Origin of the sequence: Haloflavibacter putidus (assembly GCF_006546625.1) — a bacterium.
Lineage (GTDB): Bacteria > Bacteroidota > Bacteroidia > Flavobacteriales > Flavobacteriaceae > Mesonia > Mesonia putida.
Map to the genome: position 1 here is coordinate 167,099 of NZ_VIAR01000005.1, position 24,306 is coordinate 191,404.

General features: G+C 34.7%; 25 protein-coding genes and 1 riboswitch. Of the genes, 11 read left to right on the plus strand and 14 right to left on the minus strand.

All coding sequences use genetic code 11. From position 1 onward, the window contains the following. From pxpA to FKR84_RS06990, 7 genes are all read right to left on the minus strand, one after another. Nucleotides 1-735: a 5-oxoprolinase subunit PxpA gene (pxpA, locus tag FKR84_RS06960; protein WP_141421575.1), complete on the minus strand. Its 735-nt coding sequence runs from the start codon at nucleotides 733-735 to the stop codon at nucleotides 1-3. A gap of 2 nt (nucleotides 736-737) precedes the next feature. After that, nucleotides 738-1,901 (minus strand): DUF2891 domain-containing protein, encoded by a 1,164-nt coding sequence (locus FKR84_RS06965; RefSeq protein ID WP_141421576.1) that lies wholly within the window; start codon nucleotides 1,899-1,901, stop codon nucleotides 738-740. 5 nt (nucleotides 1,902-1,906) lie between these two features. Next, nucleotides 1,907-3,445 (minus strand): YifB family Mg chelatase-like AAA ATPase, encoded by a 1,539-nt coding sequence (locus FKR84_RS06970; protein ID WP_141421577.1) that lies wholly within the window; start codon nucleotides 3,443-3,445, stop codon nucleotides 1,907-1,909. A 235-nt stretch (nucleotides 3,446-3,680) separates the two neighbouring features. Beyond that, on the minus strand, nucleotides 3,681-4,262 hold the full coding sequence (locus tag FKR84_RS06975; protein WP_141421578.1) for a DUF4252 domain-containing protein: 582 nt from the start codon (nucleotides 4,260-4,262) through the stop codon (nucleotides 3,681-3,683). Nucleotides 4,263-4,269: 7 nt separating this feature from the next. Beyond that, nucleotides 4,270-4,794 (minus strand): DUF4252 domain-containing protein, encoded by a 525-nt coding sequence (locus FKR84_RS06980; protein ID WP_141421579.1) that lies wholly within the window; start codon nucleotides 4,792-4,794, stop codon nucleotides 4,270-4,272. A gap of 5 nt (nucleotides 4,795-4,799) precedes the next feature. Next, on the minus strand, nucleotides 4,800-5,240 hold the full coding sequence (locus FKR84_RS06985) for a hypothetical protein (RefSeq protein ID WP_141421580.1): 441 nt from the start codon (nucleotides 5,238-5,240) through the stop codon (nucleotides 4,800-4,802). Beyond that, complete coding sequence (locus FKR84_RS06990) at nucleotides 5,227-5,736, minus strand: RNA polymerase sigma factor (protein ID WP_141421581.1); 510 nt, start codon at nucleotides 5,734-5,736, stop codon at nucleotides 5,227-5,229. Before FKR84_RS06990 ends, FKR84_RS06985 begins: the two co-directional genes overlap by 14 nt. Before the next feature lie 172 nt (nucleotides 5,737-5,908). On the opposite strand from FKR84_RS06990, the gene FKR84_RS06995 reads away from it, so the two are divergent. Further along, nucleotides 5,909-7,279, plus strand: coding sequence for a S41 family peptidase (locus tag FKR84_RS06995; RefSeq protein ID WP_141421582.1), 1,371 nt, complete (start codon nucleotides 5,909-5,911; stop codon nucleotides 7,277-7,279). 234 nt (nucleotides 7,280-7,513) lie between these two features. Here the strand turns inward: FKR84_RS06995 and FKR84_RS07000 are convergent, their stop codons facing one another. The 3 genes from FKR84_RS07000 to FKR84_RS07010 form a co-directional block, all read right to left on the minus strand. Continuing rightward, complete coding sequence (locus FKR84_RS07000; protein WP_141421583.1) at nucleotides 7,514-8,074, minus strand: hypothetical protein; 561 nt, start codon at nucleotides 8,072-8,074, stop codon at nucleotides 7,514-7,516. Nucleotides 8,075-8,170: 96 nt separating this feature from the next. After that, the gene (locus tag FKR84_RS07005) at nucleotides 8,171-9,262 is read right to left on the minus strand and encodes a YncE family protein (RefSeq protein WP_141421584.1); all 1,092 of its coding nucleotides are present in this window, start codon (nucleotides 9,260-9,262) and stop codon (nucleotides 8,171-8,173) included. Between the two features lie 10 nt (nucleotides 9,263-9,272). Then, nucleotides 9,273-11,102, minus strand: coding sequence for a TonB-dependent receptor plug domain-containing protein (locus FKR84_RS07010; protein ID WP_141421585.1), 1,830 nt, complete (start codon nucleotides 11,100-11,102; stop codon nucleotides 9,273-9,275). 32 nt (nucleotides 11,103-11,134) lie between these two features. Continuing rightward, nucleotides 11,135-11,339: riboswitch (cobalamin riboswitch) on the minus strand. 65 nt (nucleotides 11,340-11,404) lie between these two features. Here FKR84_RS07010 and FKR84_RS07015 point away from each other — a divergent pair. From FKR84_RS07015 to FKR84_RS07045, 7 genes are all read left to right on the plus strand, one after another. Next, complete coding sequence (locus FKR84_RS07015; protein ID WP_141421586.1) at nucleotides 11,405-12,535, plus strand: ABC transporter substrate-binding protein; 1,131 nt, start codon at nucleotides 11,405-11,407, stop codon at nucleotides 12,533-12,535. Nucleotide 12,536: 1 nt separating this feature from the next. Then, entirely contained in the window at nucleotides 12,537-13,559 is a 1,023-nt protein-coding gene (locus FKR84_RS07020; protein WP_141421587.1) for an iron ABC transporter permease, read from the plus strand. A gap of 1 nt (nucleotide 13,560) precedes the next feature. Then, nucleotides 13,561-14,340 (plus strand): ABC transporter ATP-binding protein, encoded by a 780-nt coding sequence (locus FKR84_RS07025; RefSeq protein WP_141421588.1) that lies wholly within the window; start codon nucleotides 13,561-13,563, stop codon nucleotides 14,338-14,340. Nucleotides 14,341-14,440: 100 nt separating this feature from the next. Beyond that, nucleotides 14,441-15,844, plus strand: a complete 1,404-nt coding sequence (gene rmuC, locus FKR84_RS07030) for a DNA recombination protein RmuC (protein ID WP_141421589.1) — start codon at nucleotides 14,441-14,443, stop codon at nucleotides 15,842-15,844. Continuing rightward, the gene (locus tag FKR84_RS07035) at nucleotides 15,841-16,206 is read left to right on the plus strand and encodes a 6-phosphogluconate dehydrogenase (RefSeq protein ID WP_141421590.1); all 366 of its coding nucleotides are present in this window, start codon (nucleotides 15,841-15,843) and stop codon (nucleotides 16,204-16,206) included. Before rmuC ends, FKR84_RS07035 begins: the two co-directional genes overlap by 4 nt. 3 nt (nucleotides 16,207-16,209) lie before the next feature. Continuing rightward, complete coding sequence (locus tag FKR84_RS07040) at nucleotides 16,210-16,758, plus strand: acyl-CoA thioesterase (protein ID WP_141421591.1); 549 nt, start codon at nucleotides 16,210-16,212, stop codon at nucleotides 16,756-16,758. 105 nt (nucleotides 16,759-16,863) lie between these two features. Then, nucleotides 16,864-17,262 (plus strand): hypothetical protein, encoded by a 399-nt coding sequence (locus FKR84_RS07045; RefSeq protein ID WP_141421592.1) that lies wholly within the window; start codon nucleotides 16,864-16,866, stop codon nucleotides 17,260-17,262. 86 nt (nucleotides 17,263-17,348) lie between these two features. Here FKR84_RS07045 and FKR84_RS07050 read toward each other — a convergent pair whose 3' ends face one another. Then, nucleotides 17,349-18,071 (minus strand): DoxX family protein, encoded by a 723-nt coding sequence (locus tag FKR84_RS07050; protein WP_141421593.1) that lies wholly within the window; start codon nucleotides 18,069-18,071, stop codon nucleotides 17,349-17,351. A gap of 20 nt (nucleotides 18,072-18,091) precedes the next feature. Continuing rightward, nucleotides 18,092-18,475, minus strand: coding sequence for a DUF423 domain-containing protein (locus FKR84_RS07055; RefSeq protein ID WP_141421594.1), 384 nt, complete (start codon nucleotides 18,473-18,475; stop codon nucleotides 18,092-18,094). A gap of 148 nt (nucleotides 18,476-18,623) precedes the next feature. Here FKR84_RS07055 and FKR84_RS07060 point away from each other — a divergent pair, with 148 nt between their 5' ends. Further along, nucleotides 18,624-19,277 carry a SatD family protein gene (locus tag FKR84_RS07060; RefSeq protein ID WP_233357695.1) on the plus strand — a complete coding sequence of 218 codons (654 nt, stop codon included), beginning with the start codon at nucleotides 18,624-18,626 and terminating at the stop codon, nucleotides 19,275-19,277. A 3-nt stretch (nucleotides 19,278-19,280) separates the two neighbouring features. Continuing rightward, entirely contained in the window at nucleotides 19,281-19,988 is a 708-nt protein-coding gene (locus FKR84_RS07065; RefSeq protein ID WP_141421595.1) for a DUF3307 domain-containing protein, read from the plus strand. A 166-nt stretch (nucleotides 19,989-20,154) separates the two neighbouring features. Here FKR84_RS07065 and carB read toward each other — a convergent pair whose 3' ends face one another. Then, complete coding sequence (carB, locus tag FKR84_RS07070; protein WP_141421596.1) at nucleotides 20,155-23,010, minus strand: carbamoyl-phosphate synthase large subunit; 2,856 nt, start codon at nucleotides 23,008-23,010, stop codon at nucleotides 20,155-20,157. 100 nt (nucleotides 23,011-23,110) lie between these two features. Further along, a complete protein-coding gene (gene rpmH / locus FKR84_RS07075; protein WP_027883745.1) occupies nucleotides 23,111-23,269 on the minus strand; it encodes a 50S ribosomal protein L34 in 159 nt (52 codons plus the stop codon). Between the two features lie 457 nt (nucleotides 23,270-23,726). Between rpmH and FKR84_RS07080 the strand changes: the two genes are divergently transcribed. Beyond that, nucleotides 23,727-24,242 carry a tetratricopeptide repeat protein gene (locus FKR84_RS07080; protein ID WP_141421597.1) on the plus strand — a complete coding sequence of 172 codons (516 nt, stop codon included), beginning with the start codon at nucleotides 23,727-23,729 and terminating at the stop codon, nucleotides 24,240-24,242. Nucleotides 24,243-24,306: the final 64 nt, after the last annotated feature.

The following is a 24,306-nucleotide window of genomic DNA, read 5'->3' on the forward strand; positions in this document are numbered from 1 at the left end:
CTACTCTATTTTGATGTTTTCTATTTTTAACTGCTGGTGTAAATAACGCAAAATTTCCACCGAATTTGGCGTATCGCTATGCACGCAAATCGTATCGAAATTTGCGTATATTTTACTTCCGTTTTCCAGTAGAATTTTCTGGTTTTTTACCATTGCTAAAACTTGTTTGAAAATGGCATTTTTATCGTGCAAAACGGCGCCGGTTTTAGCTCTAGAAACCAAACTTAAATCGGTTTTATACGCCCGGTCTGCAAAACCTTCCGTAAAGGTTTTTAGGTTATTTTTAATAGCGGTTTCTTTTATAATAGACTTTGGAGGTACAAATAAAACCAATTCCTTACCCATTTCTAAAATAAGTTTTACCACTGCTTCTGCTATTTCTTTATCGTGCTTTAATTGATTATACAAAGCGCCGTGCGGTTTGATATGATGCAATTTTCCGCCTAAATTTTCAACAGTTTGCTTTACCAATGAAATTTGCTCTTTTAACGTTTCTTCTAATGTATTGCTATCTATTTTGATAGGCTTCCTACCAAAATTCACTTTGTCCGGATAAGAAGGATGTGCGCCTATTTTAACATTGTTTTGCAAGGCTAACTTTACAGCCTCTTTTACTGAGCTGGCATTGCCATAATGGCCGCCACACGCAATGTTACAAGACGAAATGAGAGGCATAAGCCTCTCATCGTTTTTACCTCCTTCTGCCAAATCGCAATTAAGGTTTACGCTAAGCATAATTAGTTTTTATTTACACGTTGATTTAAAGCATATAAAGCAAAAGTTCCTAACCAGTGGCCGCCTTCGTAAGAATCGTTTAAAACATTTTCGTAAGAGGCTGCCAAATGTTTTTCGGCTATGGATTCTAAATATTTGAAGTCTTTATATTTTCCGCTTAAAGCGAATAAAACCGCAGCTCTGCTAAAATTTAGCCCGTCTAGATGAACCAGTTTTCCATCACTTCTATCGGTTACTTCTACTGGCTCTAATTGAAAATCTTTTTTTATAATACTAGGCATAAATTCTTTTAACCACATTTTAAAAGTACTTTCTTCCAAGATTTTTTGCATTAAGTTGATTTCCATTAGACAAGGAGAAAAAAAGTCATAGCCATTAGGCTCGTAGGCAATTGGACAATTTTTATCGGTCAGATAAAACTCTCTTGCTTTTGCTTCTATTAATTTTTTAAGTTCTTCATTTTTGGTAGTTTTAGCATAGTCGTATGCTAGGCTAAGAGCAAAAGCAGTATTTTGATGTTCGCCTACTCGAATGGGATAACTTAAATTAGGTAAAAATTTCTGAAAATTATCAACAATTTTATTGGTTAACGGTTGTAAATTTTTGTTTAAATCTACCGCTAAAGTGTCGTCCCAAGTCTGTAATTCTTCGCTTAACTTTAAAAGCCAAGCCCAACCATACGTACGCTCATAAGTTTTGTTGTGCTCCTTTTTAAAATATTTTAACTCCTTGTTAATGTTATCTTTAGTGATGTTTTCTTGAAGTAAAGCTTTAATTTTTTTAGCCTGCTTTAATTGCGGATATTGCTTTAGCAATTTTACCATTGTCCAATAGCCGTGCACGGAAGAATGCCAGTCAAAACAACCGTAAAAAACCGGATGTAAACTCTTAGGGTTTTGAAGTTCATCTTTATTTGCCAAAACTTGGTTTAGCTTGTTTGGATATTCTTTTTCTATACAAGCCAAGGGCAATTTCGCCAAATTTGAAGCTTGGCTTTTATCTAAAACCACTTGATTGGACATATCAAAAGTGTTGCTAATTTCTTCTACAATACTACTGTCTTGCTCTTCTACAGCTTTAGATTGCTGATTTTCTGTTTCTGTTTTCTGTTTTTCTTTACAAGCAAAAAAGCTTAAAACAGCTAAGATTAATATACTCTTTTTCATAATTTTTATCCTAACCAACCGTCGCGATCTAAACTTCTATACTGAATCGCTTCGCTGATGTGTTCTCCTTTTATTTGTGGTTCTGCAGCTAAATCTGCAATGGTTCGGGCTACTTTTAAAATACGATCGTACGCCCTAGCCGATAAATTTAAGCGTTCCATCGCAGTTTTCAATAATTCTTTTGAACTTTCTTCTAATTTACAAAACTCCCTAATTTGTTTTACACCCATTTGCGCATTATAATGTATATTTTCATACTTTTTAAAACGCTGTGTTTGCCTTTCGCGAGCGGCAGTAACCCGTTGCCTAATGGTTACGCTTTCTTCACCTCTGCGCTCATCACTCAGTTTTTCAAAAGGAACCGGCGTTACTTCTATATGAATATCAATTCTGTCTAATAACGGACCGCTAATTTTACTTAAATAACGCTGCATTTCTGCAGGAGAAGAAGTTACCGGCGCGTCAGGATCGTTAAAATAACCACCCGGACTAGGATTCATACTGGCAACCAACATAAAACTGGAAGGATAAGTAACCGTAAAGCGAGCGCGAGAAATTGTAACCTCTCTATCTTCTAAAGGTTGCCGCATAACTTCCAAAACTGTACGTTTAAACTCTGGTAACTCGTCTAAAAATAAAACCCCGTTATGCGAAAGCGAAATTTCCCCCGGTTGCGGATAACTGCCGCCGCCAACAAGGGCAACGTCTGAAATTGTATGATGAGGACTTCTAAAAGGTCTTTGCGCCATTAAACCAACACTATTTTTAGTCTTTCCCACCACCGAATGGATTTTGGTGGTTTCTAAAGCTTCGTGCAAAGTCATTGGTGGTAAAATACTTGGTAAGCGCTTGGCCAACATTGTTTTTCCGGAACCCGGCGGACCTATTAATATAATGTTATGACCGCCGGCTGCTGCAATTTCCATACAACGCTTAATAGATTCTTGTCCTTTAACATCGGCAAAATCAAACTCTGGATGTTCTAAATTTTCGTAGAATTGTTTTCTGGTGTCTACCACAGTTTTCTCTAGAGTTTCTCCTTTATCAAAAAACTGGATAACCTCTGTAATATTTTCTACTCCGTAAACATCTAATCCGTCAACAATAGCGGCTTCGGCGGCATTTTGTTTCGGTAAAATGAAACCTTTAAAACCTTCTTCTTTAGCTTTTATAGCAATAGGCAAAGCTCCTTTTATGGGTTGCAAACTGCCGTCTAAAGACAACTCGCCCATAATGAGGTAATCTTCTATATTTTCTGCTATTATTTGCGAAGAAGCAGCCAGAATTCCCAAAGCTAACGTTAAATCATAAGCAGAACCTTCTTTGCGTAAATCTGCCGGCGCCATATTTATGGTTATTTTTTTCCCCGGAAGGTTATAAGCATTGTTCTGTAAAGCCGCAGCAATACGAAAACTGCTTTCGCGGATCGCATTATCCGGCAAACCTACTAAATGATAACCAATCCCGTTTACCACATTTACCTCTACCACTACCGTTGTTGCCTCTACCCCGAAAACGGCGCTGCCAAAAACTTTTACTAACATGAAATGAATTTTGTTTAAAAATAGGATTTTTTATGAATATTAATCCTATTCCTGTAAAAATTTAGACTTTACGGAATGAAAATCTGAATTAAATATTCCGTAAAGCAAATGTCTTTTATCTTCTTATCTTTTTGTAGCGATTAATTTTTTTGGCAGACATAAAATCTTAAAAATAAAAAAACCGACCATTTAAGAGTCGGTTTTATGTGTTTTAAAGCAAGTTTTGATTGATAGCTTATAAAGTATCGTTTTTGGTTTTAATGGAATCTTTTTCTTTTTCAAAAACTTTTTCTAATTGACCAAGACTTTCTATATTGATGTCTAAATTACCTTCTCCGGCAGATTTCATTAGCTTTAAAATTGCTTTTGGCTGCATTTCATCGCCTAAAATGCGCGCAATAATAAAGCCTTTTTCATCATCTAAACCAAAAGCCACCAATTCGTCTATTTTATCTTCTTCGCCCAGATAAGAGATTTTAACCTGACGGTTGGCAGAACCCATCCGAAGCAAAAGTTTATAACGATCATTTTTTAATATTTTGGTAATTGCAGCTTTTTCTTGCGGATAATTTTTCTGGGTTTCCTCAGTAAGCGGGTACGCCAAAACATTTGCTTTTTTTATAGATTTTAAAGTCTTTTTACTTTCTGAAGAAAGTTCTGGCCCCGCCGAAAGAAACATACTTGCCGGCACATCTATAGCCAAAAAGTGCGCGTTATCTTGATTGTCTACAAAATATTCTTGCAAAGTGGGTTCTGAACTACAAGAAAAACTTAATGCAGCCAAAAACACAAGTATTACAGTTTGAATTGCTCTCATCTCTTTCTTATTTATTTTCTACTTTTTTAAGTTGCTCTGCGCCCGGTACATCCAGATCTTTTGCTAAACGCGAAACTTCTTTAATGTCTATATCTCCCGTAATAGATAAAGCTACCGTTATGGGTTTACCCTCTTCTTGCCCAGAAAGCAACATTACTAATTGCCTAACGTAATTCTTTTTGCTCCCGGGTTTGGAATAAAATTTTACGTTTTTGCCATCTTCTTTAAGCATCATTAACTTTTCTAAAGCATTATTGGCAATATATTTATTCATATCGGTAAGCATTTCTTCGCCTATTTGTTGATTGGAAGTAGAAATTACCCGTATATTTTCTAAGTTTTCTATTAGTTGCATATAGCGTTTTACCTCGGGATCGTCACTATCTACATCTATTTCTGCCAAGAGCTTAAACATATTGCTGGTAACTACCATAGCATCTACTTCCCGCATATTTTCGTACTTCGAAAAATCTTGCGCTTGCATAGTTATTGCAACTAAAACAAGACTTAAACTAACTATTAACTTTCTCATTGCTTTTATTTTAAAATTTTATTTTTTGTTTTACTGAATTCATTTAGGTAATCTATTTGCTGTTGCCCGGTACTTATAGCATCGGTAAGCATATATAACAAATCTTGGGTTTGCTGTACAGCCAAATCGTGGTTTGCAATTTTCTCTTGCTCAACACCGGTGGTATTGGTTTTAAAAACTCCGTAACCCGCCAAAATTATAAGTACGGTAGCAATTGCCGTCCATTTATAAGCGTGTTTTTTAGACACTTTTTTTTCTGCAGGTATTTCTACAGATGTAGATTTTTTGCTTTCGTTTTCATAAAAAGCAAACATTGCTTTATAAGGCTCTAACTCCGGCGTAACTTTTTCTGAATTAAAATACGTGCGCAGGCGTTTTTCTTCTTGTAAACTGGTTTCTCCTTCAAAGTACCGGTCTATTATTTTATTTATTTCAACTCGCTCCATAGCTATGTTTTTTTAATATTTCTTCTCTTATTTTTTTACGTGCCCGAGAAAGTGCCACGCGTATTGCCGTATTTTTCATTTTGGTTATTTCGGCAATTTCTTGATAATCCAGTTGCTCTATATCTCGCAAATGAATGAGCAACTTTTCATTTTCGCTCAAACCTTCAATAATCTTACCTACAATTTCCAGCTCGTTTTTAGCTTCTAGCTGTTTTTGTAAAGAAGGGTTACCATCGTCAAAATTGTTATGAACTATTCTTAGGTTGTTATTTGTTTTCAACTTTAACTGGTCTAAACAATAATTTTTTGTTATCGTCATTGCAAAAGCTTCCGGATTATTATAACCGGAGAGCTTGTCTTTTAATTTCCAAAGCTTTAGCAACACTTCTTGTGTTGCATCTTGCGCGGCTTCTTTAGATACCAAATACCGTAAAGACAATCTGTAAATTTTGTCTTTTAATGGATTTATATATTCTAAAAATGCCTTTTGGTTCATTCTCTTAAAATATTCCTATTCAAATCAATTTTCTAAAACCTATTATCTTATATGCTTGAAAAAACAACTTCCTTTGCTTCTTATCTATACGACGTGTAAGAGATTATTTTGTTACATTAGTTATCAAAAACAATTCATGCGTTACGTTTAAACGCATTTTGCAATTCGTATTATGAAAAAAATCATACTTCTAGTTTTAGTATTTAGCTTAGTTAGCTGCTTTGAAGACAACGACGATGTTATTATTAAAGCTTCTACCAAAAGCATACAAGATTTTATTTACACAGGCTTACAAACCTATTATTTATATAAAGATAATCAACCAGATCTTGCCAACAACCGTTTTGAAAGCGAACAAGCGTACAGCGATTTTCTAAATTCTTACGAAAGTCCAGCTAGTTTATTCAATCACTTACAGGTAAGCCAAGATAGGTTTAGTTTTTTGGTAGGCGACTATCGCGTTTTGGAAAATGCTTTAAATGGTACAAACCAAACTAGCGGAATGGAATTTGGCTTACGCCGAACTACTAACAACGAGGTTTTTGGCTATGTGCGTTATGTTTTACCCAACACACCCGCCGCCGAAAAAGGTATAGAACGCGGCATGCTTTTTAATCGGGTAAACGAAACCTATTTGACACAAGATAATTATAGATCTTTATTAGATCAAATCAATTATACCATTGGTTTAGCAACTTTTGAAAATGGTAATTTAAGCGATTTATCTACCAGTATTTCACTCAACCAAATACAATATACAGAAAATCCGGTTTTTATTTCTGATGTGTTTTCGGTGGAAAACCAAAAAATAGGTTATTTAATGTACAACGCTTTTACCAGTCGCTTTGACGCGGAATTAAACAATGCATTTGGAAACTTTAAAGCTGCAAACTTAGACGAATTAATTATTGATTTACGCTACAACAGCGGTGGTAGCGTAGAAACCTGTAACGATTTATGCAGTATGATTACCGGGCAATTTGAAGGCGAAGTTTTTACCAATCAAGTTTACAACAATAATTTTGAAAACCAACAACGGTTTTTTAATGCTGAAATTAGGAACGGCGCCGCCATAAACAGTTTAAATTTAAACAAAGTTTATGTGCTAACAACAGAAGCCACGGCCTCTGCCAGCGAGTTGTTACTTAGTTCCTTACGACCTTATATAGATGTGATACAAATTGGCGCGACTACCACCGGAAAATTTCAAGCTTCTGTTACTTTATACGACTCACCCGACTATTCCCGCACAGACAGGAATTTGGGTCATCGCTACGCAATGCAGCCTTTGGTTTTAAAAACGGTCAACGCCAATGGTTTTACAGATTATTTTGAAGGAATCACACCAACTTACCAACAACCGGAAGATTATACCAACCTTGGCGAATTAGGCTCTTTAGACGAACCTTTATTAAATAAAGCAATTTCTATAATTACAGGAAGCGGAAAATCTTTTTCTCCTGCAAAAAGCTTAGAATTTATAGGAGAATCGAAAATGCAATCGACGGTTTATCAAGAAATGTACTTAACGGATTTAGAATAAAAGACTTTTATTACTAAAAAAAATAATCTTCCTGTGAGGTTTCTAAACCTCGTAGGTACGAGAACATAACCGTGAAACTTATAAAAGTGAATTTTTAACAAGAACGTGTTTGTGTATGGTTAGTTGCGTGTTTAAGCAACTAATTTAGCAAATAAAAACTGAATAGAATATTCCGCAGGAATATTCGTAAGTAGGCGAGTACTAGCAATTAATTATACACGTTGTTACCTGTAGTTATTTTTTTCGATACACTTTTAAATTATACTTAAGTTCAGTTCCATCACTTTCTAAAAATTCAAATACTTTCAATTCCGTTTGAGTAATTTCCGCTATTTCTATTTCGTTTTTCGTAAACTCAATTAAAGAACCAGATTTTTTTAATTGTTCCAAAAGTCCAGGCGCTATTCTGTCAATCGGCACTTTGTATTTTGGTTTGTCAAAAGTCATTCTGAAAATCTTTGCTTTTGAGTCATATTCCCAAGCTCCGATTTCACAGTTTTCCGCATTTTCACAACCAAATATTTCATAAGTTTTGTCTTTTTCAATTCGCATATTCGGTCGAGAAACATATTCAGTCGCTGTAATTGTGTCATTCACGAAATGTTTCACTTCCGCAATAGTTTTTCCGTTCTTATCAGTCAATTTTTGAAATTCCCACGTCCCAATAATCAACTTTTCAATTTGTTCCGCATTTTTCTTCGTTTTTGCGTCATCAACTAATTCCAAATAAGTTTTAGATGACTGGCAATAAGTCAAAAGTGGCAATAATATTATGGCAAGCAGGATGTTTTTCATTATTACAGGTAACTTGCTACTAAAAACTACAAGATTAAAAAAACCTACAGGGTTTAGGAAACCCTGCAGGTTGGTAAGGTAAAAAATCTTTAAATTTTAATCGTTAAAATAAAAATTGTTTGCGCCAATTCCGGTGGTTAGTGTTTTTTCTAAATTTCCTTCTAAATCGTAAACATAAACCTCAGAATTTGCAGTAAAACCGTTTACATTAGAATAGAAAATTTTGTCGTTTTCTACGGCAAAACCGTAACCTAAAAACCAAGATTCGTCGTTTACTTGCGTATCCATCAATGGCGTGTCGGTTAATTCGGTTGCAGAAATTGCGTAATTATAGATTTTAGAACCAGAAATAAAATAAATTTCATTGTTCTCTATATCCAATTTTGTGCCGCCGGTAAATCCTTCCGTAAAGTTTATAGTACCGGTCAAATTATTACTAGTCGTGCTTATAGTTGCAATTCCTTCCGCGCTAAGCGCATATAAAACACCATTTTCCACGTCTATTGAATTTAGTCCGTCGCCTACCGTTAGTGTTGTTTCTACTTGATTATTGCTTAAATTGATAACCGTAATTTCGTTACCAGTGTTAAACGCAGCATTTTGCACGTATAAATAACCGTTATCAATTTCTAGTTGCTCTACAGGTTTATCCAGGACGATTGCACTTTCAAAAGAAAAATTATTGGTATTGTAAATTGCAATCGACTGGCTTGCGCTGTTAGAAATGTACAACTTACCATTTTCTGCGCCAGCAAACCTAGGCATATCAATATCTTGCGTTAGCGTTGCTTCCAACTCAAAAGTGTAGCGGTTTACTACCAAAACTTTGTTGCTGTTGTTTACCACCAAGAAAGCATAATCGTCATCAAAAGCAATGCTGTTTAAAACATCGCCCACATTTTCGCCGGTGTTTGCGGTGTTAAAGATATTATTTTCTAGGTTTTCCAAATCGGCACTAATATATGAAACCGAAGCATTTGGGCTTCCAAAATTACCTTCGTTGGCTACAATAAAACCTAAATCGTAAATGCCTTGCGAGTTCTCGTCATCATTATTATCGTTGTTATCGTCATCTTCGTTAGTTGGCGGATTTTCAGATGCGATAAAGTCGTCGTCACTGCTACAAGAAGCAAGCACCAAACTTAAGCTTAACGCTAAAAATAAAGGTTTAAAAATAAATTGTTTCATAAGAATAATATTAAAGGTTTATAGTTAAAAAAAGTTCATAATTAATGCCGGGCATTGGCTTATATTCTTTGTTAAAATATTCTTTATCGCCCAAATTTCTAATTCGGCCACCAAAAGTATAAGTTGCGTTTTCCCCAAAACTATAGCGCAATGCAAGATTGCTTAGCCAATAATTTTCAATTGCAGTTTCCGGATTGTTATCAGACTGCGTATATACTTCACCATTAAACATATTTGCTAATTGTACTTCAAAACTTTTGTAATTGTAAACTACGCGAGCTGTTGCTTTATGGAATGGCACATAAATTAATTGCTTATTGCTTTTTTTATTTTCTGAATTGGTATAGGCGTAAATTCCGCTAAGTTTAAAGTGGTTTTCACCGAAAGAGAAACGATAATTTAAAGTAGTCTCCAAGCCTTTAGAAGTTACTTTGTCTGTATTTACCGGCTTCCAAACGCTTCCGCCGGAAGGCAACCAACGAATCATATCTTTTAAATTAATTTGGTATAAACTAACTTCGGCTTGAAAGGCTTTATGACTAAATAAGTAACTAACTTCTATCTGGTGCGAAGTTTCGGGCTTTAAATCTAAATTTCCGGCGCCCGGCCAATACAAATCATTAAAAGTGGGAATTCTATAATTTTTAGAAAAACTACCCCTAATTTCGTGCTTTTCAGAAAAAGTATAATTGGTGCCAAAGTGGTATAACAACGGATTTTCAAAATCTTTGCTGTATTGGGTGTTGAGGTTAATTTGATACACCCAATTTTTGGTTAATTGGTGTTTGGCAAAAAGCCTAAAAATGCTCAAATTCCGTTTGGAATTTTGAATACTGCTGCCGGTTGCCCATGTATATTTATGGTCTAAACTGGCTTCTAAAAAAAGGTTTTTTTGAGGTTTATAGCCCAAATTATATTTTGCAATTAGAGATTGCGCCCGACCATAGTTAGTTTCTTGGCTTTTAGAAAGTTTTGGAAAGTAGGTAAACTTTTCGTTTAAATAGGCTAATCTAGCTGTTGTCGTAAATTTTTTAAAATTAGAGTTCCAAACCAATTGCGTTTTAAGGTTATCGTCTTGGTATTTGGTTTTGGTTTGTGTGGCTTCTAAAATAGAGAAATGCCGTTCGCCGGAAAACCATTCCGTAAAGAGTGTTAATTTGTTTTTGGTATCGATTTTATAAGCAGCATTAAAAGTGGCGCTTAAATTATTAAACTGACCGTTTTCGTTTTCTCTTCCGCTGGTAAAGTGTTTGTAATCGTTGTCTGATTCGTAATAGGTTAAACCAGCATTTAGCACAAAATTCTTTTTAGAAAGTACCATCTTACCAGCAGCAGTATGTGTGTCGTAACTGCCCTTGTTTCCGTAAAGGGAATAACTATCACCACGGTTAAAATCTAATTTATTTTGCAATAAAACCGTGCCGCCAATTGCGCCGCTTCCAAACTGACTGCTTCCGCCACCAGATCTAATTTGTATGGAAGAATAGTTATAAGTGGGTAACGTATTAAAATCTGCTTGCCCTAAGAACTGCGAGTTTATATTAATGCCATTCCATAAAACAGCGGTTTGTTGCGCGGTAGTTCCTCTAAAACTCGCCGAAGATTCCATTCCCAATCCGTTTTCTTTAAAATAGATGGGCGATTCAAAATTTAAAACATCGGTAAGTTGCGGGCGATAAGTTTTTACGGTTTCTTGTGAAATCTCCAAAACTTTTTGTCCCACAGATTTTTCCTTTAGGCGCAAAGGTTTTAAAACAATGGTGTCCAATTGCTCTACGGCGCTATCTTGCGCGTACAAAGCATTACCAACCAATACCAAGAAAATAAATAGAAACCGCATAGTTTTTATCTTTGTTTATCCCGAACAAATCAATTTATAGTTAAAAACTGGCAGGTCTCCTGGCTTGCGTCTTGTTTTGGTCCTTCCCATCTTAAAAAAAGACAGTGGAATGAAGTTTAAAACAAGCATCCAAATAAATGGACAAAGCTTACAGTTGCGGGAACAGCTTCCGAATTTAACGGAATTCCCATTTTAATTGTTGCTATCATGCAACAAACCAATTTGCGGACAAAAGTAAACATTTTTATTGATTACGGCTTTAAATTTTGAAATAATCCTACTTTTGTTAAAAATTAAACAGCGTGAAAAACTTTAGCATACTTTTTTGTTTTTTGATTTTATGGGGGTGCAAAAACCAATCAGAAAAAACCACGATTAACTCGGAAGGAACTCCACTGGAGATAAAATATGCAAGCGGTTTTAGCATTACCGCTTACGATGGTTTTAAGATTATTGAAGTAAACACGCCGTGGCCAAAGGCAGAAAAAAGTTTTACTTATCTCCTGGTAGAAGACAAAAATAAAGTGCCAGAAAACCTAGAATACGATGAAAAAGTTGCCATACCTATAAAAAATATTGTGGTTACCTCTACCACGCACATCCCATCTTTAGAGACTTTGGAAGAAGAAAACAGTCTGCTTGGTTTTCCTAACCTAGATTATATTTCCTCTAAAAAAACTAGAAAATTAATCAACCAAAATAAAATACGAGAGTTAGGAGAAAACGAAGATATAAATACCGAAGTTTTACTAGAATTAAACCCTGAAGTAGTTATTGGTTTTGCCGTTAAAAGCGGAAATAAAACCTTTAACACCATTCAAAAAAGCGGAATTCCTGTTTTGTACAATGCAGACTGGACGGAAGAAAACCCTTTAGGAAAAGCAGAATGGATTAAATTTTTTGGTGCTCTTTACGGAAAAGATAAATTGGCTAAACAAACTTTTGATCGTATTGAAACCGAATATAACAAGGCTAAAAAAATTGCAAAAAAAGCACAAAATAAACCTACTATTTTAAGCGGAGCGATGTATAAAGATGTTTGGTATTTACCGGGCGGTAATTCTTGGCAGGCAAAACTATTGGAAGAAGCCAACACCAATTATTTATATAGTGATAATAAAGAAAAAGGAAGCTTGTCTTTAAGTTTTGAAAGTGTGTTAGAAAAAGCCAAAAACGCCAATTTTTGGATGGCTCCGGGTTCTTTCACAACCTATCAACAATTGGGAGACGCCAGCGCACATTATAAAAGATTTGAGGCTTTTAAAAATAAAAAAATGTTTACCTATGCCGGCGTAAAAGGCGAAACCGGCGGGGTTTTATTTTATGAACTAGCCCCCAACCGCCCCGATTTGGTTTTAAAAGATTTGGTGAAAATCTTTCATCCGGAATTATTGCAAGATTATGAAACTGTATTTCTAAAACCCTTAAAATAATTTGAAACCTAACAAAACATACTTAATTTTTGGCATTATTCTGCTACTTGCGGTTTTTTTTGTCAATATAAATTTAGGTTCGGTTAGTATTCCTTTTAAAGAGGTTTTAAACGCATTATTGCAACAACCCACCGCAAAAGAAAGTTGGCAAGTTATTATTTTAGAATACCGCTTACCAAAAGCATTTACAGCTATATTGGTAGGTAGCGGTTTAGCGCTTAGCGGACTTTTAATGCAGACTTTATTCAGAAATCCGTTGGCGGGACCTTATGTTTTGGGTTTAAGCAGTGGCGCTAGCTTGGGCGTTGCTTTGGTAATTATGGGAAGTGCTTTTTTTGGCGGTATTTTCTCTAGCCTATTACTTTCTAAATATGCACTAATTATCGCATCCAGCATTGGCAGTTTTCTGGTTTTACTAGCTATTTTGGCTACTTCTTACAGAATAAAAGACACGATGGCTTTGCTTATAATTGGGCTTATGTTTGCAAATCTTACCGCTGCTGTGGTAAGCGTACTTTCATATTTTAGTCCTTCAGAAAAATTACAACAATATATTTTTTGGGGTTTTGGCAGCTTAGGAGATTTAGCTTGGCAAGAAGTTGGTTTATTAAGTTTATTTTGGCTTGGCGGATTGCTTTTAAGCGTTTTTAGTTTAAAAAATATGGATGCTTTATTATTGGGAGAACAGTATGCAAAAAGTTTAGGCACCAACATAAAACAAAATAGATTGTTGGTAATTTTGGCAACCAGTTTGCTTGCCGGAAGTATTACCGCTTTTGCCGGACCCATTGCTTTTATTGGTTTGGCAGTACCGCATTTAGTTAGACAAGTAATACCCAATAGCAATCATTTGGTTTTGGCGCCGGCCGTTATAATTGGCGGGGCAATTTTGATGTTAATTTGCGATAGTATTGCGCAGCTTCCGGGTAGCGAATTTACTTTACCCATCAACGCTATAACTTCTATAATTGGCGCTCCAGTAGTAATTTGGCTCTTGGTACGAAAGAAAAAATTAGTCTTTTAATATGGAAGCAAAACAAATTCCTTTACTAGAAACCAAAAACCTGGAAATTGGTTATGCGCAAAAAAGTATTGCCAAGGCTATTCATTTAAATATTCCTAAAGGAAAATTAATTGCTACAATTGGTATAAACGGTTCTGGTAAATCTACGCTACTCAAGACTTTAATTGGGCAATTACAGCCAAAAAATGGTGCAATCTTTTTAGAAAATAAAAATATTAAAGAGCTTTCGGCCAAACAAATAGCCGAACAAATTAGTATTGTACTTACGCACACGCATTTTTCTAAAAATTTAAGTATTCAAGAATTTGTCGCCTTAGGAAGGCATCCGTACACTAATTGGCTGGGTGTTTTATCTGCAAAAGACAAACAAGCTATTACAAAAGCTTTAGAGTTAATTGATTTAAACGATAAAGCAGAAAGAAAATGCAGTAATTTAAGTGACGGGCAATTACAAAAAGTAATGCTGGCCAGAGCTTTGGCACAAGATACACCGCTTATAGTTTTGGACGAACCAACAACACATTTAGACATGTACCACAAGGTATTTGTTTTAAAAATGCTAAAAGACCTTACCCAAAAAACCGGAAAAACTATTGTGTTTGCTTCGCACGAAATCAATTTGGCTTTGCAGCTTTGTGATGAAATTATCTTGATAAATAAAGGCCGCGTAATTCAAGATACACCCAAGCAGCTTATAGAAGACAAGCATTTAGAACGCTTATTTCCTAAAAACTTAATTCGGTTTGATGCGCAGAGCAGCACGTTTAAAATTGTAGAGTAAACAATTATAAAGTTTTTTCTGATTACTGAATATTACCAAAGCCTTTCTTTTCAAAATATAATGAGCCGGAATTTTATGTACATTTGAGAAAATTAAGTTTATGAACCAATATCTTGTTTTTGCTTTAGTAGCGTTAGGTATATTATTAATTGGTTTTTTTATAGGAAAGATTTGGTCTAGGCTACAAGCCGAGAAAGTTTTAAAGCATAAAGAAACCAATATTTCTATGTTGCAAACCCAATTAGACAACGCAAAAGAAAACGCTATAAATCAAAAAGCAGATTTGCAGAAACAATTGGAAAATACAGATGCAAGGTTGTTTGCTCAACTTACCGAAGTGCAAACCGAGCGCGATAAAATCCGTAAAGAAAAAGATAATTATAAAAACGAATTAACCCAAATTACGGTAGAGTTTAAAAACCTTCAGCAAAAAAATAAAGAACAAAAAGCCGAAGTCGAAGAACTACAAAAGAAATTTAGTACAGAGTTTGAAAATCTTGCCAATAAGATTTTAGAGCAGAAATCGGAGAAATTTACCTTGCAAAACAAACAGAATATTGAGAATATTTTAAATCCGCTACAAGAAAAAATCAAGCTTTTTGAGAGCAAGGTAGATAAAAATAGTGACGAGTCTATAAAGCGACACGCTAGGTTAGACAAGCAATTGGAAGAGTTGAACAAGCAAAATTTAAAAATTAGCGAAGAAGCCACCAATTTGACCAAAGCTTTAAAAGGTGATACAAAAATGCAAGGCAATTGGGGCGAAATGTTACTAGAAAGTGTTTTGGAACGTAGCGGTTTGCAAAAAAACCAAGAATATTTTGTGCAAAAAAGCTTTTATACTTCAGACGGAAAACGTTTAATGCCCGATGTAATAATTAGTTTACCTGGCGATAAAAAGATGATTATAGATGCCAAAGTTTCGCTAAATGCCTACGAACGCTATGCCAATCAAACAGATGAAATTGAAAAAGAAAAAGATTTAAAAAAACATTTGATAGCGGTAAAAAACCGGGTAGAAGAATTGCACAAAAAAAATTACCACCAATTATATGAAATGGAAAGTCCGGATTTTGTCTTGCTTTTTATTCCTATAGAAGCTGCTTTTGCAGTTGCTTCTAATGCTTACCCGCAATTATATAATGATGCTTTTGAAAAAAATATTATTTTAGTAACACCTACCACACTTCTGGCTGTTTTAAAAACAATAGACAGTATGTGGCAAAATGAAAAACAAAAGCAAAACGCTTTAGAAATTGCCACGCAAGCTGGCGCATTATACGATAGTTTTACAAATTTAACCAACGAATTGCTAAAAGTGGGCAAACAAATACAAACTGTACAAAGTACTTACGATGGTGCGATGAAAAAACTAACCGGTCGTGGTAATCTGGTAAAAAGAGTAGAAAAATTAAAAAAATTAGGCGCAAAAGCCAGCAAACAAATAGATAATAAAGCTATTGAAAAAACGGTTTTTGACTCTGAAAAACAGCAGCAAGCATGAAAAAAATTTTAATTTATATCTTAGTCGGTATTACCTTATTGGCCATTGGCTTTTACAGCTTTTTATATTTTGTACCTTATAGCGAAGGTACACGCGCCGGCGAGTTGATAAAATTTAGCAATAAAGGCGTAATGATAAAAACTTGGGAAGGAGAAATAAGTCAAGGTATAAGCGGAGCGCAAATATTTAGCTTTTCTGTCTTAGACAAACACGACGAGGTCATAAAAATGTTGCGCGAACACCAAGGCGAGTATGTAGAATTAACCTATATTGAACGTTTTGGAACCTTTGTGTTTTGGGGTGATACCAAATATTTTGTCACCAAAGTAGAACTCTCGCAATCGCCACATTTTAGAAGATAATTTATGAAAGAAAACGACTTTAAGTACGTAAAAGAATCGCAAGTAACCATATCAGAATTAATGCTTCCCTCCCACTCTAACTTTAACGGAAAAATACACGGGGGTTACATTTTATCTTTATTAGATCAAATTGCTTTTGCTTGCGCTTCTAAACATTGTAGAGAATATTGCGTAACGGCCAGCGTAGATACAGTAGATTTTTTAAAACCCATAGAAATTGGCGAGTTGGTTACCATGAAAGCTTCGGTAAATTATGTAGGTAACACCTCTATGGTAATAGGAATACGCGTTGAAGCAGAAGATATTCATACCGGCAAAAAGAAGCATTGCAACTCTTCTTATATTACTATGGTTGCCAAAACCAAAGAAGGCAAATCTTTACAAGTACCCGGTTTACATCTTAGTAATGAGCAAGAAATAAGACGCTTTTTAAAAAGTATGAAGCGTATTGAAATGAAGCGTAACCGACATAAAGAGTTTAAAGAAACAGATTTTTCTGCTGATAAATATATGCACGAAATAAAAAAACATCGCGTGCGTATAGACCTTTAAAATTATATTAATGGCTGTTAAATGCATGATAAAAATAGTCGTTAAGCTTCCGCGGAAATTGACTATAACAAAAAATTGTTTTATACTGTTGCAAAAATAAATCTTATGAAAACCAAATTACTATTAATAGTCCTTATCAGTTTTGTAGTTAGCTGCTCACCAAAAATAGTAGATACGTGGAATGTAGATAGCTACGAAGTATTACAAGAAAACGGTCAAAATATGACTTCGCAAAACATTGGTAGTATTACCTTTAAAAAGAACGGAAAAGGCTATAAAAACCTTAATTACAATTTCTTTCAAAACAATTATACCCATACAGAAGAGTTTTCTTGGAAACTCAATAAAGACGATTATATAATTATAAAAGAAAGCGGAAAATCTAATAAAAATAAATCTAACCTAAACAAAACCTGGATTATTGTAGAAAACAAAGCAAAAACACAGGTTTGGAAATCTACAGATGGTAAGAATAGTGTACAGATTTTGAAATTGAGTAAATAAGAGAAATTTATTTTTTAGTCCTTTACGGAAAAAAATTACACCAACTCACAAGTTAACCGCAATTAAATTATTATAGATGATTGCGGTTATTTTTTTGCTTTACTTTTTTCAAAAGCTTCTAAACAGGTGTTTAACGATTTTCCCTTATTATGAATACAATCACAAAAATTGAATCCGATAGTTTTATCAGTAGTATTTTTAAATTGTTCCCTACAGTCTGAAATAGAATTTCTTGGCATAACTTCATAACCAAATTGCGCGAGAATAATAGTCAATGCAACGCAACTCACCACTCCACTAAAAAATAAAACCGGAAATTTGGTAGTATAAGATTTTGGTTTTACAAATAATTTGGTCTGCTCAAAGTTTTTGAAGGGTAAAATATATTTTAATCGGTCATAATTCCAAACCAAAAGATAGAGATTGGCAAAAACCATTAGTGGCGCGGTTACAAAAGAACCTTCAAAACGCAAAGCAAAAGACAGTATCCAAATATTTAAAATAACAGGAAAATATAATACCGCGCCTAAAGTTACCGTACGCGGAATTATTAGCAAGACAGCAGCTAAAATTTGAACAATGCCTATAAATGTATAATAGAAACCTGTTTGATGCAAAGCTTCTAAATAAGCTCCCATAGGATGTTTTACAGATAAACCACTGGCAAATTTTTCATCTATAATTTTTACATATCCTGCAAAAATAAAAGCTAAAGCCAAGCCAAACCTACAAAATAGAGAGAATAACCAGTACCATCTATTCCTTTTGATTTTGTAGTAAAATTTTTCAAACTTAGATAAAGTATTCACGCGATTTTAAGTAAGTAAGTTTAAGCAAAATTCATAAAACTAATTAATAAAAGTAACCATCCTATCACAAGTAACAAACCACCAATTGGCGTAACAGGTCCCAAAAACCGAACGTTTTTTCCTTTACTTCCAAAAAACGTTAACCCGTAAATGCTAAAAGAAAAAAAGCAAACCCCAATAATTATTAGTCCGCCGGCCCATTGGTGCAAATTATTGATAAAGGATAGATTAAAGCCCATTATTAATAACAATAAAGCGTGATACATTTGGTACTTTACGCCGGTTTCAAAACTATTTAATTGGTCTGTAGTAAAACTTTTCTTTAAGGCGTGCGCACCAAAAGCACCTAAAATAATGGCAAACATTCCTAAAAAACAACCTGCTATTAAAACTAAGTTTTGCATTTTTTTCAGTAAAAATAAGATTTTCTACACCACTTATATAAAATTTTGAAAATAATAAAAAACCATTCTATCGTGCGTCAACACGACAATAACCATATATCGTACAATAACACGATAACCACTATATATCGTATATTTAAACGATATTTTGAAATATCGTATTTTATCACGATATTTGATTATGCTTGCAGTTTTAACCGGCGATATTATTTTTTCGAAGCAAGTGGCAGACGCCACCACTTATTTACATACATTAGAAAAAGTTTTAAAACACTTACGTACGGAATCAAAATACCGCGAGATCTACCGCGGCGATAGTTTTCAAATAGAAATAGAAAATCCGGCTTTAGCTTTTTATAGCGCAATGTGCATTAAAGCTGCTCTAAAACAAATTAAACCTTTAGACGTTCGTATTGCCATAGGTTTTGGAGAAAAAACCCATACAGCCAAAAAAGTAAGCCAATCTAACGGCAGCGCATTTATACGCTCAGGAGAGTTGTTTGAAACTCTAGAAAATAGTTTAAAACAAAACTTAGCCATAAAAAGCGACAATACTATTCTAGATACAGAAATTAACACCTATATTAATTTGGCTTTAATAGCCATGAATGCGTGGACGCCCGGCGCCGCAGAAATTGTATATTTAAGTTTACTTCATCCTACCAAAAGCCAAAGTGAATTGGGTAGACTAATTAACATAAAGCAAAACACGGTAAGCGAGCGTTTAAAACGCGCTTATTTTGAAGAATTACAACAATTTGATAAGATTTTTCGTCAAAAAATAACCAACGAAATGCTTTAATTTATGCTCTTGTTTCTTAAACTTTTATTGGCACATTTACTAGGCGATTTTCTTTTGCAACCGTTTAGTTGGGTAAAAGATAAAGACCAAAAAAAAGTAGCTTCCGGCAAACTTTACTTGCATATTTTAATTCATTTCTTGCTCGCATTTCTATTTTTATGGGATTTAAGTTTATGGTATATTCCGTTAATTATTGCCCTATCGCATTATGCAATAGATCTCGCCAAACTCTATTTACAAACCCAAAAAACCAAGCGTTTATGGTTTTTTACTGACCAGTTTTTCCATATTCTGATAATTCTAATCATAAGTATTGCCTCTCTAGGCTGGAAAAACCTACCCGTTTTACCAGATAGCATTTGGGTATATTTAACCGGCCTATTTTTGGTTACTTTTCCGGCTTCTATTTCTATAAAAACACTTATTTCTGTCTATTCTCCAAAAACCGAATTAAAAAAGGACGAAAGTTTAGATAAAGCCGGTAGTTATATTGGAATTTTAGAACGTGTTTTGGTGTTTGTTTTTATAGTTACCAACCATTGGGAAGGCGTCGGTTTTTTAATCGCTGCCAAATCTATTTTCCGCTTTAGCGACCTAACGCAATCTAAAGACCGCAAACTAACAGAATATATTTTAATTGGAACTTTGGTAAGTTTTAGTTATGCTATTTTCTCTGCCTTGGCGTGTATTTTTATTCTTACTTATATTTAGTTGGGTAAACCCTGCGGGCCGGGCTGTACGCTATATCTTTTTTTGCCACTTATAAAAGCAAAAAAAGGATGCCGCTACCATCCCTTTTACAAAAAAAAGAGGAATCTAACGCGTAGATTCCTCTTTACTATTTTACTATTCAACTATTTTTCAATAATTATAAAAATTAACGCGTTAGATACATTCTTCTTCTTGCGTATAAATCGTAAAAATTATCGTCTTTTAAATCTTTGATAAACAAGATACTTTCTCCGGTACTTTTCATCTCCGGACCTAATTGTTTGTTTACCTTCGGAAATTTATCAAAAGAAAAAACCGGTTGTTTAATAGCATAACCTTCTAAATGTGGCTCAAAAGTAAAATCTTTTAGCTTATTATGCCCCAACATTATTTTGGTAGCATAATTTACATAAGGTTCGCCATAAGCTTTAGCTATAAAAGGAACCGTTCTAGATGCACGCGGATTGGCTTCTATAATAAAAACCTCGTCGTCTTTAATAGCAAATTGCACGTTAATAAGTCCAACCGTATCTAAGGCCAAAGCAATTTTACGCGTGTGGTCTTTAATTTTTTGTAAAACCAAGTTACCTAAATTAAAAGCCGGTAAAAGTGCATTAGAATCTCCGGAGTGTACACCGCAAGGTTCAATATGCTCCATAATACCAATAATGTAAACATCTTCGCCATCGCAAATTGCATCTGCTTCTGCTTCTATTGCGCCATCTAAATAATGGTCTAATAGTAACTTATTGTTCGGAATTTTTTGCAATAAATCTACTACGTGTTCTTCTAATTCCTCTTTGTTGATAACGATTTTCATTCCCTGACCACCCAATACATAAGAAGGTCTCACCAAAATAGGAAAATCTAATTCGTCTGCCAGTTCTAAAGCTTCATCAGCGGTTTCTGCGGTTCCAAACTCTGGATAAGGAATATTGTTTTCTTGTAAAAGTTTAGAAAAACTTCCTCTATCTTCGGCAAGGTCTAAGGCTTCGTAGCTGGTGCCCATAATTTTTATGCCGTAACGATTTAATTTTTCGGCCAATTTTAAAGCTGTTTGTCCGCCAAGTTGCACAATAACACCTTCGGGTTTTTCATGCCGAATAATATCGTAAATATGTTCCCAAAAAACAGGTTCAAAATAGAGTTTATCTGCTACATCAAAATCGGTTGAAACGGTTTCGGGATTACAGTTTATCATAATGGTTTCGTAGCCACATTCGGCCGCAGCTAAAACGCCATGTACACAACAATAATCAAACTCAATACCTTGGCCAATACGATTTGGCCCGGAACCTAAAACAATTATTTTCTTTTTATCGGAAACCTCACTTTCATTATCGGTAAACTTGGTTCCGTCTGCAGTTTCAATCTGATTTTCGAAAGTTGAGTAATAATAAGGCGTTTGAGCTTCAAATTCTGCTGCGCAGGTATCTACCAATTTATACACGCGATTAATTTGTAGTTCTTCGCGCTTTTTATAGACTTCGCTTTCTAGGCAATTAAGCATATGGGCAATTTGTCTGTCGCCATAACCTTTTTGTTTGGCTTCTAAAAGCAAATCTTTTGGTATGGTGTCTATTGCGTAGTTGCTACTAATTTCTTTTTCTAAGAAATGCAGTTCTTCGTATTGTTTTAAGAACCACATATCTATTTTGGTAATCTCGTGAATACGGCTTAGCGGAATGCCAAGCTGTATAGCATCATAAAGTACAAAAACCCTGTCCCAACTAGGGTTTTTAAGTTTGTCTATAATAATGTCATAATCTTTATAACCTTTCCCGTCGGCACCAAGTCCGTTGCGTTTTATTTCTAAAGATTGTGTTGCTTTATGCAGAGCTTCCTGAAAAGAGCGACCAATGCCCATCACCTCTCCTACAGATTTCATTTGCAAACCTAAAGTACGATCTGAGCCCTCGAATTTGTCAAAATTCCATCGTGGTATTTTAACAATCACATAATCTAAAGTAGGCTCAAATAAAGCCGAAGTAGTTTTGGTTATCTGATTTTCCAACTCGTCTAAATGATAACCTAATGCTAATTTTGCAGCAATTTTTGCAATAGGATAACCGGTTGCTTTAGATGCCAAAGCAGAAGAACGCGAAACCCGCGGATTAATTTCTATGGCAATAATGTCTTCTTTATCGTCCGGACTTACAGCAAATTGCACGTTACAACCTCCGGCAAAATCGCCAATGCTTCGCATCATTTTAATGGCCATATCGCGCATACGCTGGTAAGCAGAATCGCTTAATGTCATTGCTGGTGCAACGGTAATAGAGTCGCCGGTATGAATGCCCATTGGGTCCATATTTTCTATGGTACAAATAATTACCACATTGTCGTTTTTGTCGCGCAGTAATTCCAACTCATATTCTTTCCAACCCAACAAAGCTTTATCTATTAAAACTTCGTGAATTGGCGAAGCTTCGAGTCCGCGCGTAAGCATTTCGTCAAATTGATCTTCTGTATGTACAAAAGACGCCCCGCTTCCGCCAAGGGTAAAAGAAGCTCTAATTACCAACGGAAAACCAAACTCCTGCGCCACTTCTTTACCCTCCAGAAAAGAAGTCACGGTTTTCGCAGGAGCCACCGGAATACCAATTTTGGTCATAAGTTGCTTAAACTTCTCTCTGTCTTCTGTAATATTTATGGCGTCTATATCTACGCCAATTAGAGAAATATCAAAATCGTCCCAAATGCCTTTTTCATCTGCTTCAATACAAAGGTTTAATGCGGTTTGCCCGCCCATTGTTGGTAAAACAGCATCTATTTGCGGATGCTCTCGCAAGATTTCTACAATAGATTTTGTGGTAAGTGGTTTTAAGTAAACATGATCGGCCATTGTAGGATCTGTCATAATCGTGGCCGGGTTAGAGTTAATCAAGATAGTTTCTACACCATCTTCGCGCAAAGATCGTAAAGCTTGGGTTCCAGAATAATCAAATTCGCAAGCCTGGCCAATAACGATAGGCCCGGAGCCTATTATTAATATACTTTTAAGGGAATTGTTTTTGGGCATCTTTCTTCTCTTTTGAATAAAATTAGGGTAAAATTGGATATAAAAAAAGGCGTTACAACCAAATGTAACACCTTACTATTTCAATCAACTAAAAAACCATTTAGTGTTTGTGTCTGTTTTCTGAAGATACAGAAAGTTTCTTTCTTCCTTTAGCTCTTCTTCTTGCAAGCACTTTTCTACCGTTAACGCTGCTCATGCGTTCTCTAAAACCGTGCTTATTTTTTCTTTTTCTCTTTGAGGGTTGAAACGTTCTTTTCATTGTTTAGTATCTTTAAATCTTCTTAGTATCTTCTATTACTTGTTTTTATAAGATTTTAAAATCTTTTTTAAACTGCGGGCAAATATACAATATCTTTTTAGTCTTACAAATCAAGAAAGAAAATTATTAGCAGAAATATTAATTTTTCTTTTTAGCTATTTTAGCTTGCCTATTGTACAAGCAAAAATATAAGAAAAAGAACTTTAATCGAGGACGAATTTAAATTTTTTAAAATAGTTTTTGCCTTACATATATATAACGCTGTTTCCCTCTAAATAAAAATACTATATATTAATTATTGCTTGCTTGAAATACTTCTTAAGCATTGATTTTTTCATCTCAAAAGTAACAAAAAGCTAAGGCTCGTAAGGTTGTTATAAGCGTAAGGCTTTTTTTCGAGTTTCAGTAAAAAATGAATTTGTTTTTATACCTTTGCAAACCGAAAATTAGAAGCATTATGTACAATAAAAATATAAAATTAGTTCTGGCTGTTGCGGTTTTGGCTTTGGCTATTTATCAATTTACAGAAAGTTATATAGGAAACGGTATTCTTTTAATCCTGCTTGCAGGAATATTTGTGTTTTTATACTTTAAAAACGAACTTATTTTACTGGCTTTTCTCCGTTTGCGGAAACAAGATTTTCCGGGTGCAAAAAAATGGTTAGATAGAATTAAAAATCCTGAAACCGCCTTAACTAAGAAGCAGCAAGGCTATTACTTTTATTTACACGGACTTATGCTTTCTCAAAAAAACATTACCAAAGCAGAGAAATATTTCAAAAAAGCTATTCGGCTTGGTTTATCTATGAAACAAGATTTAGCAATGGCAAAAATTAATTTGGCAGGAATTGCAATGACCAAACGTCGTAAGCGAGAAGCACAATTGCTACTTAAAGAAGCTAAAAAGCTTGATAAGCACGGTATGCTTGCAGAGCAAATTAGAACGATGAAGCAACAAATGAAACGAATTTAAATTTAATTTTTTTTATTAAATTATACTAAAATCTACCAATTAAGCTATTTTATTAGTAACTTTA